The organism is Kitasatospora sp. NPDC101447 (assembly GCF_044767225.1).
Lineage (GTDB): Bacteria > Actinomycetota > Actinomycetes > Streptomycetales > Streptomycetaceae > Kitasatospora.
The window spans coordinates 88,411-103,184 of record NZ_JBIWNL010000011.1 but is presented as its reverse complement, the minus strand read 5'-3'; the positions used below and the strand labels follow the sequence as shown (position 1 = coordinate 103,184).

At 73.8% G+C, this 14,774-nt stretch carries 8 protein-coding genes; 4 read left to right on the top strand and 4 right to left on the bottom strand.

Annotated features, from left to right (window positions below; genetic code table 11):
• Positions 1 to 136: 136 nt before the first annotated feature.
• The 4 genes from ACIRST_RS17960 to ACIRST_RS17945 form a co-directional block, all read right to left on the bottom strand.
• On the bottom strand, positions 137 to 1,147 hold the full coding sequence (locus tag ACIRST_RS17960; protein ID WP_402803081.1) for a helix-turn-helix domain-containing protein: 1,011 nt from the start codon (positions 1,145 to 1,147) through the stop codon (positions 137 to 139).
• Between the two features lie 96 nt (positions 1,148 to 1,243).
• Positions 1,244 to 2,329: an alpha/beta hydrolase gene (locus tag ACIRST_RS17955; protein ID WP_402803080.1), complete on the bottom strand. Its 1,086-nt coding sequence runs from the start codon at positions 2,327 to 2,329 to the stop codon at positions 1,244 to 1,246.
• Positions 2,330 to 2,538: 209 nt separating this feature from the next.
• Positions 2,539 to 3,519: a helix-turn-helix domain-containing protein gene (locus ACIRST_RS17950; RefSeq protein WP_396551932.1), complete on the bottom strand. Its 981-nt coding sequence runs from the start codon at positions 3,517 to 3,519 to the stop codon at positions 2,539 to 2,541.
• A 162-nt stretch (positions 3,520 to 3,681) separates the two neighbouring features.
• Positions 3,682 to 6,417, bottom strand: a complete 2,736-nt coding sequence (locus tag ACIRST_RS17945) for an ATP-binding protein (protein ID WP_402803079.1) — start codon at positions 6,415 to 6,417, stop codon at positions 3,682 to 3,684.
• Between the two features lie 282 nt (positions 6,418 to 6,699).
• Between ACIRST_RS17945 and ACIRST_RS17940 the strand changes: the two genes are divergently transcribed.
• The 4 genes from ACIRST_RS17940 to dnaE all read left to right on the top strand — a co-directional run bounded on the left by ACIRST_RS17940 (position 6,700) and on the right by dnaE (position 14,661).
• Positions 6,700 to 8,760, top strand: a complete 2,061-nt coding sequence (locus tag ACIRST_RS17940) for a phosphocholine-specific phospholipase C (RefSeq protein WP_350520997.1) — start codon at positions 6,700 to 6,702, stop codon at positions 8,758 to 8,760.
• Between the two features lie 191 nt (positions 8,761 to 8,951).
• Entirely contained in the window at positions 8,952 to 10,154 is a 1,203-nt protein-coding gene (locus ACIRST_RS17935; protein ID WP_402803078.1) for an MFS transporter, read from the top strand.
• Between the two features lie 108 nt (positions 10,155 to 10,262).
• On the top strand, positions 10,263 to 10,997 hold the full coding sequence (locus ACIRST_RS17930; RefSeq protein WP_402803077.1) for a class I SAM-dependent methyltransferase: 735 nt from the start codon (positions 10,263 to 10,265) through the stop codon (positions 10,995 to 10,997).
• 97 nt (positions 10,998 to 11,094) lie between these two features.
• Positions 11,095 to 14,661 (top strand): DNA polymerase III subunit alpha, encoded by a 3,567-nt coding sequence (gene dnaE / locus ACIRST_RS17925; protein ID WP_350521000.1) that lies wholly within the window; start codon positions 11,095 to 11,097, stop codon positions 14,659 to 14,661.
• The last annotated feature ends 113 nt before the right edge of the window (positions 14,662 to 14,774 follow it).

The window sequence follows — 14,774 nt, the reverse complement described above, 5'->3', positions numbered from 1 at the left end:
ACGCCCCCCCCCCGCCGCGCCCCCCCCCCCGCCCCCCCCCGCCCCCCCCCCCCCCCCCCCCCCCCCCCCCCCCCCCCCCCCCCCCCCCCCCCCCCCCCCCCCCCCCCCCCCCCCGCTTCCGGTCCGGCCCGTCGGCTCAGACCGCGATGCCGTAGCCGGCCGCGCGGGCCCCCGGAGCGGTGCCGGCGCCGGCACCCGTCCCGGCGTAGGCCTGCCACTCGCGCGGCGAGAGCCCGTACACGGCCCGGAACGCCCGGCTGAAGTGACTGGCGCTCACGAAGCCCCAGCGGCTCGCCACCGCCGCCACGGTGGCCCGGCCCGCCGTCCGGCGGGCGAGGTCGCGGCGGCACATGTCCAGCCGCTGGCGCTGGATCCAGCGGGCCAGCGTGACCCCCTCGAAGCGGAAGAGCTTGTGCAGGTACCGCACCGACACGTGGTGGGCGGCCGCGATCCGCTCCGGGGAGAGGCCCGGGTCCCCGAGGTTGCGCAGGATGTGGTCCTTCACCCGGGCCAGGACGGCCAGGGCCGCCTCGGGGGCCTCCGCCAGGGACAGGCCGCGGCGCTCGTGGGCGAGCACCGCGAGCAGGTCGAGCGCCGTGGTGGCGAGCCAGCACGCGAGCTGGGGCTCCATCGAGCCGGCCGACCGCGAGAGGCACTCCAGGTACGCGGCCACCAGCCGGGCCGTGCCGTCGGCGCTGTCGAAGACCGTCGTGGTCAGCACCTTCAGGTCCTCGTCGGAGACGCCCACGGCCGTACGCGGCCAGTGCAGGGCGGTGAAGGCGAAGGCCTCCGGCAGCTCCTTGGCGAACGGCCGTCCGGCGTCGGAGACCGCGAACGTACCGGGCCGCAGCACCACCCGGTGGCCGTCCTGCTCCAGGCGGGCGGTGCCGCGGTGCTGGAGCGCCAGGGTGAGGTGGTCCTCCCCGCCGCGGGCGATCAGCCCGGCGCTGCGCTCGACCCGCTGCGGCCCGGCCTCCACCAGGGAGAGCTGCACGTCGCCCACGCGGTGGCTGGTGATCGTCGCGGGTGCGGGCGCGCGGTCGAGCAGCGCCACGTCGAGCGGGATGAAGGTGCGGGAGACGGCCTCGTGCCAGTACTCGGCGCGGTCGTCGGGCGGTACGTCGGTGGTGTCGAGAACGACGGGCATCAGTGCTCCTCGGAGGGGGTCTGTCCGGTGGGGGTCTCTTCGGTGGGGGTCTGTCCGGTGGGGGTCTGTCCGGTGGGGTGCCTCGGGCGGCGGGTCTCACCACGAACGGCTGTGCAGGGCCATGTGCACGGTGTCGACGACCTGGATCAGCGCGGCCCGGGCGGTGCCGGTGGGGCAGTGCCCGGCGAGCAGCAGGAAGCCGTGCACCACGCCCTGGTAGCGCGTGGCCACCACCGGAACGCCCGCCGCGCGGAGCCGGGCCGCGTAGGCCTCGCCCTCGTCGCGCAGCACGTCGGCCTCGGCGGTGACCACCAGTGCCGGGGGGAGCCCGGCGAGCCGGTCCAGCGGGGCGCGCAGCGGCGCGGCGGTCGGTTCGGCCCGCCCCCGCGGGTCGGGCAGGTAGTCGTCCCAGAACCGGCGCATGTGGTCGCGGTGCAGGAAGTAGCCCGTCGCGTACCGGTGGTAGGACGGGGTGTCGAAGTCGGCGTCGGTCACCGGGTACAGCAGCACCTGGTGGAGCAGCGGGACGTCCCCGTGCTGACGGGCCAGCAGGGTCAGCGCCGCCACCAGGTTGGCCCCCGCGGACTCGCCGACGGCGACGATGCGGCGCCCGTCCAGCCCGATCCCGTGGCCGTGCTCGTGGATCCAGCGGGCCACCGCGAGGCACTGCTCGACGGCCACCGGGTAGCGGGCCGCGGGCGCCCGGGCGTAGTCCACGTACACCACGGCGGCGTCGGTGCCCAGGGCGAACTCCCGGACCAGCCCGGCGTAGCAGGCGGCGTCGCCGAGCGACCAGCCGAGGCCGGGCAGGAACAGCACCACGGGGCTCGGCCCGACGGTGCCGGCGGGTCTGGTCACCTGGACGTGCACCCTCTCGGTCGGTCCGCAGGGCAGGGCGAGCCACTCCGTCGAGGTGCCGTGCGGGTCGTCCGGGTCCGGCTCCCCGTCGGGGCCCCAGTCGAGCCCGTCGTCCGGGCCGCCGTACGGCCCGTCGCCCGGTACCCCCGCCGGGCCGACCGAGCCGACCGGGACGTCCGCGCCGACCGCCGGGCCGGCCGGGGTGAGGAAGGAGAGGTCCGGCAGCGGTTCCGTCGCGGAGCGGCCGGCCCGGGCGTCCAGGAACTCCTGGAGCGCCCGGTCGAGCACCGGGCGCGGGTCGGACAGGGGGGTGGGGTCGGACAACGTCTTCGCTCCTGGCTTCGATCAGTGGGGCCGCACGGCATCGCGTGCGTCGCGGCGGGTGCCCGGGTGCGTCGGGCGGGCGGCCCCGCGCACCTCCCCCGGGGGTGCGGCGGCGCGCCCGCTCGACCGTACTGCCGGGGCGGTGACCGCGGTGGACCGGCCCGGGCCCGTACGGCGGCCAGCTCGGCGGCTCGTCAACCGGCGGCTCGTCAACCGGCGGCACCGCCCGGGGCCTCCCGCCGCTCGCGCCACTCCCGGGGGGAGACGCCGTACGCGGCGCGGAAACTCCGGCTGAAGTGCGCCGGATTGACGAAGCCCCAGCGCTGGGCCACCGCCGAGACCGTGGGCGCGGTGCGGCCGCGGCGGGCCAGCTCACGGGCGCACGCCTCCAGTCGGCGCTGCTGGATGAGCCGGCTCACCGTCACCCCCTCCCCCTCGAAGATCCGGTGCAGGTAGCGCACGGAGATGTGGTGGGCGTGCGCGATCCGCTCGGGCGCCAGCTCCGGTTCGGCCAGGTGCTGCTCGATGTACTCCCGCACCCGGCGGACCAGGTGCGCGTTCGGGGTGTCCGCCTCGCCGGCCGGACGGGCGTCGGCCAACTGGGCGACGAGGGTGCTCAAAAGGTCGGCGACGCTGCCGGCCAGCCGGTCGCCGACCGGGGCCGGGTAGGAGTGCGCGGAGGCGGCGAGGACGGCGAGGAACGGCAGGAGCACCGGTCCGCAGCCCTCCGTGGGGCCGAGGGCCGTCGCCGCCGCCTGGCGCAGGTCCCGCTCCGGCACGCCCAGCAGTCGGCGCGGCAGGTGGAACAGGTGGGTGCGGAAGCGCTCCGGGTAGTCGACGGCGTACGGACGCGCCGTGTCGTACACCACCAGGCCGCCCGGGGACACCTCCGCCCGACGCCCGTCCTGCTCCAGGACGGCCCGGCCCTCCTCCTGCACGCCGACCCCGATCTGCGGCTCACCGCCCGGGGCCCGCTCGATCAGCGCCGCCGTGCGGGAGAACCGGGCGGCGTCCGCCTCCAGCGTGGAGACCCGCACGTAGCCGAGCCGGTGGGAGACCAGCAGCCCGTCGAACGGCCGCGGGGTGAGCGGGTGCACCTCGACGGGGACGACCGTCCGCGACACCGCCCCGTTCCAGTACGCCGCCTTGTCCTCGTCCGCGACCGAAGCGGTCGTCACCCGCACGCCCATCTGCCCGCCCCTTCCGCCGATTCCTCGCGATCCCAGCCTGGGGCGGGTGGGCGGCGGACGGTTAGGTCATCTGACTGCTCTTTCCGGCAGTACCCCGCGGGGCCCGCCGGGGCACCCGGGGCGGCGCCGGAACGGGCCCGGCCGGGCGGGCGTCAGCGCAGGTCAGACGCTGTCGGGTGCGGTGTCGAGCGCGTGGGCGAGCGCGGCCCGGGAGGTGATCCCGAGCTTCGGGAAGATCTTGTAGAGGTGGGCCGCGACGGTACGGGGCGACAGCTGGAGCCGACGGCCGATGTCCTTGTTGGTCAGACCGGTCGCGGCGAGCCGGGCTATCCGCAGCTCCTGGCCGGTGAGGCCGGACGGCGCCTCGGCCGGTACCCCGGGCGGCGGCGCCACCGGGTCGCCGGCGGCCCGCAGCTCCGCCTCGCAGCGCTGCGCCCAGGGCTTCGCCTGCAGGCGGCGGAACACGTGGTGGGCGGCGCGCAGCGGTTCCCTGGCGCCGGGCCGGTGACGGCGGCGCAGCCACGAGCCGTGGGCGAGCCGCAGCCGGGCGAGGTCGAACGCCCACCGCTCCGCGCCGGGGACGGCGTACGCGGCCCGGTAGGCGGCGTCGGCGTCGTCGTCCTCGGCGGCCAGGGCGGCGGCGGCCGAGCACAGGAAGGCGTGGCGGTCGGAGATCTCGGCGGAGCGGGCCGCCCGCCCGGCCTCCAGGTGGGCGCGGGCCTCCTCGTGCCGGCCGGTGTGCACGGCGGCCGTGACCAGGTCGAGGACCAGCGCGTGGTGCCAGGGCGGGCCGCCGGGCAGCCGACCGGGCGGGGTGATCTCGCAGAAGTGCGCGTACGCCTCCTCGTGGCGCCCGTGGGCGAGCGCGGCCAGTCCGCGCAGGTGGGTCAGGCGGTCGAGGACGTAGCGCATCCGGGCCCGGGCGGCGGTGGGCCGGATGGCCCGTTCGACCTCCCGCAGGCCGGCCTCGTCGCCGCGGCCGGCCAGGAAGTGGGCGTAGTACTGGCGGAACATCAACGCGTTGGTGTGGTAGCCGAGTTCGTCGGCGATCTCGGCCTCGCGCAGGCAGACGGCGGCCTGGTCCCAGTGGCCGAGCAGGAAGTCCTGGTGGCACTTGGCCTTGGCGATCGAGCCCTGGGTGGCGAAGCCGTGCAGTCCGGTGAAGCGCTGCCAGAGGTCGCTGTCGGGGCAGTCGAGCGCCGAGGCGGTCCACAGCAGCAGCCAGGCCGCGCCGGCCTCCTGTTCCTCGGTCATGCCCTCGGCGACGGCCCGGAGGGTGGCGGTGGTGTCCGGGCCCGGGTCGGTCCAGGCCCGCAGGCACAGCCGGCCGGCCTCCGAGACCTCGCCGCGGTGCCGTTCCAGGGCCCGCCAGGCCCAGGGGTCGTCGGTGTAGGTGGCGGCCAGGAGCAGTTTGAAGAAGACCTGCTCGGTCAGGCCGCCGAAGGTGTCGGCGCCCGGGGCGGTGAGCGCGTCCAGGGCGGCGGGCAGCAGCGCGGCGGAGGACTCGAAGTCCACGTGGTGGCTCTGGTCGGCGTAGACGACCGCGTACGCGAACAGCGGGGCGGCGTCCTGCGGCACGCTGCTGCTCTTCAGCTCCTCCACCAGGGCGGCGGTGTGGCGCAGTTGCCCGCCGCGCGCCGACATCACCGCGGCCCAGGCGAGTCTGCGGACGCGGTCGCAGGAGCTGGGGCTGAGGACGGCGGCGCGTTCGAGCAGCAGGGCGCCCTCCGCGTCGCCGCCGCGGCGGGCGAGGTCGCGGCCGGCCTCCTGCAGGCGGTGTGCGAGGCCTTCGTCGGGCAGCAGGGCGGCGGCGGCCTCGTGGACCAGCCGCCGGGGGTCGTCCGGTGCGAGGGCCTCGGACAGGGCGCGGTGGGCCTCGCGGCGCGCGGTGTCGGAGGCCGCGGCGACGACGGCGGTACGGACCAGGGGGTGGCGGAACACCAGCTGGCCGGCCGGGTCCAGCCGGGCCAGGCCGGTCGCCTCGATCCCGTCCGGGATCTCCCCGGCATCGCCGTCCGCGGCGGCGCGCAGCCAGCCGCCGTTGGTGAAGTCCGGGCCGGTGGCGAGGGCACCGAGCAGCAGGTAGCGGCCGACCTCGGGCGTCACCGCGTCCAGCCGGTCGGCGAACATCCGCTCCAGCTTCTCCCCGAGCGGCAGCCGTTCCGGCAGCGGGGCGGTCCCGCGCTGCTGGGCGGCCTCCAGCTGGCGCGGCAGTTCCACCAGCGCCAGGGGGTTGCCGGCCGCCTCCGTCAGGACGCGGTCCCGGGCGGCGGCCGCGAGTTCGGGGTGGTGGGTGCCCAGCAGCAGGGCCGCGTCCGTCCGGGGCAGGGCCCGGACCTCGACGGCCTCGGCCGACCAGGTCTGGGCGGCCGGTCCGTCCGGCCGGGTGGCGCCGACGATCACCACGGGCAGGTCGGCGCAGCGCCGGTGGAGGAAGGCGAAGACGGTCGCGCTCGACGAGTCGACCCAGTGCAGGTCGTCCAGGAGCAGCAGCACGGGGGCGGTGCGGACCGCCTCCTCCAGCAGTGTCAGGGCGGCGGCGCCGACGGCGAAGCCGCTCGGGGTTCCGGCGCGGATGCCGAGCGCGCTCTCCAGGGCCTCCCGCTGGTGGGCGGAGAGGGAGGCGGAGCGCTGGAGCAGTGACCGGAAGGCCTGGTGGAGTGCGCCGAAGGCGAGGTCCGTCTCCGCTTCGGCGCCGACGGCCCGCAGGACGGTGAAGCCGCGTTCGCGCGCGGCGTGCTCCACCCAGGACAGCAGGGTGGACTTGCCGACGCCGGGCTCGCCTCGCAGCAGCACGGTGCACCCGCTGGCGCCGTCCTCGGCCTGCACCAGGGCGGCGGTGAGGAGCTCCGTCTCCCGCTGCCGCCCGACCACGGCCGGTCCCCGGCTGTCGTGCACCACTCTTCTGTTCCCCTCGCGTCGGTCCCCCCGCCACGGGAAACCAAGGTTAACGCCCGTCAGGACCAGCCGTTACCACGCTGGGTGTGGCCCCGACCACATGCGGCGACGTGCTCGCGGAGGCGGCCGGCCTCCTCGGCGGCGGCCGAACGTGTTCAGCCAACTCAAGGCGTTCGTCCGCCGTACAGCGGGCAGTCATGAGTGGTCCGCCGGGTGGTACCCCGCAGCCGCTGTCCTTGGGGTGCCGTCCTCCACCCCCGTCCTTCCAGAGGTCACCCACCCATGGCAGAGCTGAACCGCCGCCGTTTCCTCCAACTCGCGGGCGCCACCGCCGCGTTCTCCACGCTGTCGCAGAGCATCGCGCGCGCTGCGGCGATCGCCCCGCAGGGCGCCACCGGCACCCTCCAGGACGTCGAGCACATCGTCGTCCTGATGCAGGAGAATCGTTCCTTCGACCACTACTTCGGTGCGATGAAGGGGGTCCGCGGCTTCGGCGACCCCCGCCCGGTGACCCTCCCGAGCGGCAAGTCCGTGTGGCACCAGACGGACAGCGCCAAGAAGGAGGTGCTGCCGTTCCGCCCCCAGGTGAACGACCTGGGCATGCAGTTCGTCCAGGACCTCAACCACGACTGGGCCGGCGGCCACAAGGCCTTCAACAACGGCAAGTACGACCAGTGGGTCCCCGCCAAGACGGCCACCACCATGGCCTACCTGACCCGCCAGGACATCCCGTTCCACTACGCCCTGGCCGACGCCTTCACGCTGTGCGACGCCTACCACTGCTCGTTCATCGGCTCCACCGACCCGAACCGCTACTACATGTGGACCGGCTTCACCGGCAACGACGGCACCGGCGGCGGCCCCGTCCTCGGCAACCAGGAGGCCGGGTACGGCTGGACGACCTACCCCGAGCGGCTGGAGAAGGCCGGGGTCTCCTGGAAGGTCTACCAGGACGTCGGCGACGGCCTGGACGCGGCCGGCTCCTGGGGCTGGATCAGCGACGCCTACCGCGGCAACTACGGCGACAACTCGCTGCTCTACTTCAACAGCTACCGCAACGCCAAGCCCGGCGACCCGCTGTACGACAAGGCCCGCACCGGCACGAACGCCAAGGCCGGCGACGGCCTCTTCGACCACCTGCGCCGCGACGTCCAGGCCGGCACGCTCCCGCAGATCTCCTGGATCGCCGCCCCCGAGGCGTTCACCGAGCACCCCAACTGGCCCGCCAACTACGGCGCCTGGTACGTCTCCCAGGTGCTGGACGCGCTCACCTCCAACCCCGACGTGTGGGCCCGCACGGCGCTGTTCATCACCTACGACGAGAACGACGGCTTCTTCGACCACGTGGTGCCGCCGTTCCCGCCCTCCTCCGCCTCCCAGGGCCTGTCCACGGTGTCCACCACCGCGGACTACTTCGCCGGGAACATCTCCAACGCGGCCGGCCCGTACGGCCTCGGCCAGCGGGTGCCGATGCTGGTGGTCTCCCCCTGGAGCACCGGCGGCTTCACCTGCTCGGAGACCTTCGACCACACCTCGATCATCCGCTTCATGGAGCGCCGCTTCGGCGTGCTGGAGCCCAATATCTCGCCCTGGCGGCGCGCCATCTGCGGCGACCTCACCTCCGCCTTCGACTTCACCGCCTCGAACACCGTCCCGGCCGCGCTGCCCTCCACCGCCGGCTACCTCCCGCCGGACCGCAACCGGCACCCCGACTACGTGCCCGCCCCGCCCGCCACCGGGACCATGCCGAAGCAGGAGGCGGGCTCCAAGCCCACCCGCCCGCTGAAGTACGCCCCGTCCGTGGACGGCGCGGCCGACACCGGCACCGGCAAGTACCGCCTCACCTTCAGCGGCGGCGCGGCGGCCGGCGCCCAGTTCCTGGTGACCTCGGCCAACCGCACCGACGGCCCGTGGACGTACACCGCCGAGGCCGGCAAGACGATCTCCGACGCCTGGAACACCACCTACTCCAAGGGCGTCACCGACCTCACCGTGCACGGCCCCAACGGCTTCCTGCGCCGCTTCCGCAATCCCGGCAAGACCGCCGGGCCCGAGGTCACCGCGCGCCACAACCCGACCACCGGCAGCCTCGACCTCACCCTCACCAACGCGGGCACCGCCGACGCCGTGCTCACCGTCGCCAACGCCTACGCCGGCACCCCGCAGACCGTCACGGTCCGCCGGGGCGCCACGGTCACGTACACCGTCGACCTGCGCAGCTGCCGCAACTGGTACGACGTGACGGTCACCTCCACGGCGACGGCCGACTTCGTCCGCCGCCTGGCCGGCCACGTCGAGACCGGCGCACCGGGCCTGTCGGACCCGGGTCTGCTCACCTACTGACCCGGGCCCGCCCACCTGCCGACCCGGCCGGCCCCGCACCGGCCCGCCCCCGCCACCACCGACACCGGCGGCCCACCCCGGGCACCTCACCCGCCCGGGGCGGGCCGCCGGGCCCGGTGGCGGCGGCCATTCGGCGCAGTGCGACCCCGCACGGCGCGGGCCCGGCCCGACGGCGTGCCTATCGTGGGCGGATGACCGACCGTCGGACCGCCCGGCCGGCCGCGGGCCGCTTCCACTACCTGGTGGCCGCCGCCGCCTTCGCCGTCTGCATGACCGGCACCACCCTGCCCACGCCGCTCTACGGGCTCTACCAGGAGAAGATCGGCTTCTCCGAGCTGACGGTGACGGTGGTGTTCGCCGTCTACGCCTTCGGCGTCATCGGCGTCCTGCTGCTGATCGGCAACGTCTCCGACACCGTCGGGCGCCGCCCGGTCCTGCTCTGCGGGCTGGGGTTCGCCGCCGGCAGCGCCGTCGTCTTCCTCGGCGCGGACAGCGTGCCGCTGCTGCTCCTGGGCCGGCTGCTGTCCGGCTTCTCGGCGGGCCTGTTCACCGGCGCCGGCACCGCGTACGTGCTGGAGCTCGCCCCGCCCGGGCAGCGGGCCCGCGCGGGCTTCGTCGCCACCGCCGCCAACATGGGCGGCCTGGGCTTCGGACCGCTGCTGTCCGGCTTCCTCGCCGAGTACGCGCCGCGGCCGCTGGTCCTGCCGTTCGTCGTGCACCTGGTCCTGCTCGCGGTGTCCTTCGCACTCACCCTGCGCCTGCCGGAGACGGTCGCCGGGGCCCGCCCGCTGCGCACCGCGCGGCCCGACCGGCCGTCGCTGCCACCGGAGGTCCGCCGGGTGTTCGTCCCGGCCGGGATCGCCGCGTTCGCGGGCTTCTCCCTGCTGGGCGTCTTCACCTCGGTCAGCCCCGCCTTCCTCACCACCGACCTCGGCGTCGACAACCACGCCACCGTCGGCCTGATCGTCTCCTCCGCCTTCTTCGCCTCCACCCTGGGCCAGCTGGCGGTGCCCCGCCTGGGCACCGCCCGGGCGATCCCGCTGGGCTGCCTGGTGCTCATCGCCGGGCTGGCCCTGCTCGCCGCCTCACTCGCCTGGACCACCCTCGCGCCGCTGGTGCTCAGCGCCCTGGTCGGCGGCGCCGGGCAGGGCATGGGCCTGCGCGGCGCCGTGGGCGAGATCGCCGCGGCCAGCCCGGCCGAGCACCGCGGCGGCGCCCTGTCGGCGCTGTTCGTGGTCGCCTACTTCGGCATCTCGATCCCGGTCATCGGGGTGGGCCTGCTCAGCGAGCCGGTCGGCCTGGCCGACGCCGGCCTGGTCTTCGCCGCCTGCATGGCCGTCCTGGCCGCCGCGTCCGGCGCCTACCTGGCGCGCCGGGCGAGCGCCGGGACCTGACCCCGTGTTCCGCCTGACCCCGTGTTCCGCCTGCCGGTGCTTGCCGCCCGGGCCCGGGACCGATAGACACGGTCCCGACACTGAGCGTGACACCCGGAGGTCTCCGCCATGAGCGTGACGAGTCGGTACAGGGACGCCTGGGAGGGCTTCTGGCGCGACGCGCCCGAGGAACCGGGCGCGGTGATCTGGGACGCCGAACCGGCCGTCACCGCGGAACGCCACCTCGTACTGTTCCGCCCCCACCTCGCCGACCCGGAACTGCCCCTCGTCGACCTGGGCTGCGGCAACGGCACCCAGACCCGCTTCCTCGCCGACCGCTTCGCACACGTCCTCGGGGTCGACCTGTCCGTGGCCGCCCTCGACCACGCCCGGCGCCGGGACCCGGCCCGGCGGGCCGGGTTCGCCCAGCTGGACGCCACCGACGCCGACGCCGTCCGGGCGCTCCACGAGCGTCTCGGCGACGCCAACGTCTACCTGCGCGGCGTGATCCACCAGAGCGAGCCGGCCGACCGCCGGCCGGTCGCCGAGGCCGTCGCCGCACTGGTCGGCGAACGCGGCCGGGCCTTCCTGGTCGAACTGGCCGAGTCCGCCAAGAAGGTCCTCGCCGACCTCGCCCACGACCCCGCCGGGCCGCCGCCGAAGCTGCGCCCGGTCTTCGCGCACGGCCTCGCCCCCGCCGAGGTCGCCGACGCGGCCCTCACCGAGCTGCTGCACACGGCCGGCCTCACCGTGCTCGCCTCCGGCGACCTGCCGCTGGCCACCACGGAGTCCGCCCCCGACGGCCGGCCGATCGAACTCCCGGCCCGGTGGCTCGTCGTGGGCGCCGGACCGGGCCGCCCCTGAGTCACCGCCGATCACCCTTACCACGGCGCGTCGCCGGGCCCGACCGGCTAGCCTGGACCGCTTCCGAGACCGACACCCGTCCGAGGAGCACAGCGCCGTGTCCGACAGCTTCGCGCATCTGCACGTCCACACCGAGTACTCGATGCTGGACGGTGCGGCGAAGAACGGGAAGCTCTTCGCCGAGGCGCAGAGACAGGGCATGCCCGCCATCGCGATGAGCGACCACGGCAACATGTTCGGGGCGTACGAGTTCTTCCACGCGGCCGCCAAGACCGACGTGAAGCCGATCATCGGCATCGAGGCGTACGTCGCACCGGCCTCCCGCTTCCTGAAGAAGCAGGTGTTCTGGTCGCCCGGCGGCCAGCGCCCGACCGGCGCCGACGGCGAGGGCGGCAAGGACGTCTCCGGCGGCGGCCGCTACACCCACATGACCATGTGGGCGCAGAACGCCACCGGTCTGCGCAACCTCTTCAAGCTCTCCTCGCTCGCGTCGATGGAGGGCTACTACATGAAGCCCCGGATGGACCGCGAGCTGATCGCCGCCAACGCGACCGGCATCATCGCCACCACCGGCTGCCCCTCCGGCGAGGTGCAGACCAGGCTGCGCCTCGGCCAGTACGAGGAGGCGGTCAAGGCCGCCGGCGCCTACCAGGACATCTTCGGCAAGGAGAACTACTTCCTGGAGCTGATGGACCACGGCCTGGACATCGAGAAGAACGTCCGCGAGGACCTGCTCCGTCTGGCGAAGCAGCTGAACATCCCGCTGCTGGCCACCAACGACTCCCACTACGTGACCGCCGACCAGGCCGACGCCCACGACAGCCTGCTCTGCGTCGGCGTGGGCAAGAACAAGGACGACCCGAACCGCTTCAAGTTCCAGGGCACCGGCTACTACGTGAAGACCGCCGAGGAGATGCGCGAGCTCTTCCGCGAGCTGCCGGAGGCCTGCGACAACACCCTCGCGATCGCCGAGCGGATCGAGTCGTACGAGGAGGTCTTCACCTACGTCGACCGGATGCCGCAGTTCGACGTGCCCGAGGGCGAGACCCAGGCCTCCTACCTGCGCAAGAAGATCGAGATCGGGCTGCAGCACCGCTACGGCGACAGCCCCAGCCAGGAGGTGCTGGACCGGATCGAGCTGGAGATGGGCGTCATCACCCCGATGGGGTTCGACGCCTACTTCCTCGTGGTCGCCGACATCTGCCAGTACGGCCGGGACAACGGCATCCCGGTCGGCCCGGGCCGTGGTTCGGCGGCCGGCTCGATGGTCGCCTACCTGACCGGGATCACCCAGCTGGACCCGCTGGAGCACGACCTGCTCTTCGAGCGCTTCCTCAACCCCGAGCGCATCAACCCCCCGGACGTCGACATCGACTTCGACGACCGCCAGCGCGACCAGATGGTCCGCTACGTGACCGAGAAGTACGGCGCCGCCTACACGGCCCAGGTGAACACCTTCGGCACGATCAAGGCCAAGGCCGCCGTGAAGGACGCCAACCGCATCCTCGGCTACCCGTTCGCGATGGGCGACCGGATCACCAAGGCGATGCCGCCGGACGTCATGGGCAAGGGCGTGCCGCTGGCCGACCTGTTCGACGAGAAGCACGCCCGCTACAACGAGGGCACCGAGATCCGGGCGCTGTACCAGAACGAGCCCGACGTCAAGAAGATCATCGACACCGGGCGCGGCATCGAGGGCCTGATCCGCGGCACCGGCGTGCACGCCGCCGCCGTCATCCTCTCCTCGACCCCGCTGCTCGACCTGATCCCGCTGCACATGCGGGACAAGGACGGCGTGATCATCACCGGCTTCGACTACCCGTCGTGCGAAGCCATGGGCCTGATCAAGATGGACTTCCTGGGTCTGCGGAACCTGGGCATCATCGACCACTGCATCAAGATCGTGAAGGCCAACCGGGGCATCGACGTCGACATCGAGAAGATCCCGATCGACGACCCCACCACATACCAGCTGCTGGCCCGCGGCGACACCCTGGGCGTGTTCCAGCTCGACGGCGGCCCGATGCGCGCCCTGCTCAAGCTGATGAAGCCCACCGAGTTCGCCGACATCTCCGCCGTCTCCGCGCTGTACCGGCCCGGCCCGATGGGCATGAACTCGCACACCAACTACGCGCTGCGCAAGAACGCCCAGCAGGAGATCATCCCGATCCACCCCGAGCTGGAGGAGCCGCTCAAGGACGTCCTCGGCCCCACCTACGGCCTGATCGTCTACCAGGAGCAGGTCCAGCGAGCCGCCCAGGTGCTGGCCGGCTACTCGCTCGGACAGGCCGACCTGCTGCGCCGCGCGATGGGCAAGAAGAAGAAGGAGGTGCTGGAGAAGGAGTTCGTGCCCTTCCACGCGGGCTGCAAGGAACGCGGCTACTCCGACGAGGCGATCCAGGCGGTGTGGGACGTCCTGGTCCCGTTCGCCGGCTACGCGTTCAACAAGTCGCACTCCGCCGCGTACGGCCTGGTCTCGTACCAGACCGCCTACCTGAAGGCCAACTACCCCGCCGAGTACATGGCCGCGCTGCTCACCTCGGTCGCCGACGACAAGGACAAGATGGCGGTCTACCTGGCCGAGTGCCGGCAGATGGGCATCAAGATCCTCTCCCCCGACGTCAACGAGTCGGTGGTCGACTTCACCGCCGTCGGCAGCGACGTCCGCTTCGGCCTCAAGGCGGTGCGCAACGTCGGCGTGCCGGTGATCGAGTCCCTGGTCGGCACCCGCGCGGAGAAGGGCAAGTACACCTCCTTCGCCGACTTCCTGGACAAGGTCGAGCTGGTGGTCTGCAACAAGCGCACCGTCGACTCCCTGGTCAAGGCGGGCGCCTTCGACTCGCTCGGCCACACCCGGCTCTCGCTCAGCACCGTGCACGAGAACGCCATCGACGCCGTCACCGGGGTGAAGAAGCAGCAGGCCATCGGCCAGGACGACCTGTTCGGCGCCCTCGACGACGGCACCGACGGCGGGCCCGCCATCGGCCTGGACTTCCAGCTCACCGACAACGAGTGGCCGCGCCGCCAACTCCTCGCCCTGGAACGCGAGATGCTGGGCCTCTACGTCTCCAGCCACCCGCTCGACGGCGCCGAGCACATCCTCTCCCAGAACCGCGACACCTCGATCGCCGAACTCCTCGGCTCCGGGCGCTCCGAGGGCGAGGTCCGCCTCTCCGGCCTGATCACCGGCGTCGACCGGCGCATCAACAAGGCCGGCAACGCGTGGGCGATCATCACCCTCGCCGACCGCGACGGCTCGGTCGAGGTGCTGTTCTTCCCCGCGACCTACAACCTGATGGCCGAGCAGATGATCGAGGACAACGTCATCTCGATCCGCGGCCGCCTCAACGAGCGCGACGGCTCGCTGAGCGTCTTCGGCCAGGAGATCACCACTCTCGACGTCTCCTCCGCCGAGCTCGGCACCAAACCGCCCGTCCAGATCACCGTCCCGGCCTCCCGGATCACCCCCGAGGTGGTCGCCGAACTCAAGCTCGCCCTCCAGGCCCACCCCGGCGACGTCCCGATCCGGCTGCTCACCACCAACTGGGACAAGAGCACCCTCTACGAGCTGGGCTTCCGGGTGAACCCCGACAACGGGCTCGCCTCGGACGTCAAGACCCTCCTCGGCAACCGCGCCTGGGCCGGCGCGGCCACCCGGGCCTGAACCGCGGACGGGGGGGGGGGGGGGGGGGGGGGCGGCGCGGCGGGCCGGGGGGGGGGGGGGCGGGGGGGGGGCGCGGGGGGGGGGCCCGGGCCCCGCCGGGGGGGGGCGGCCGC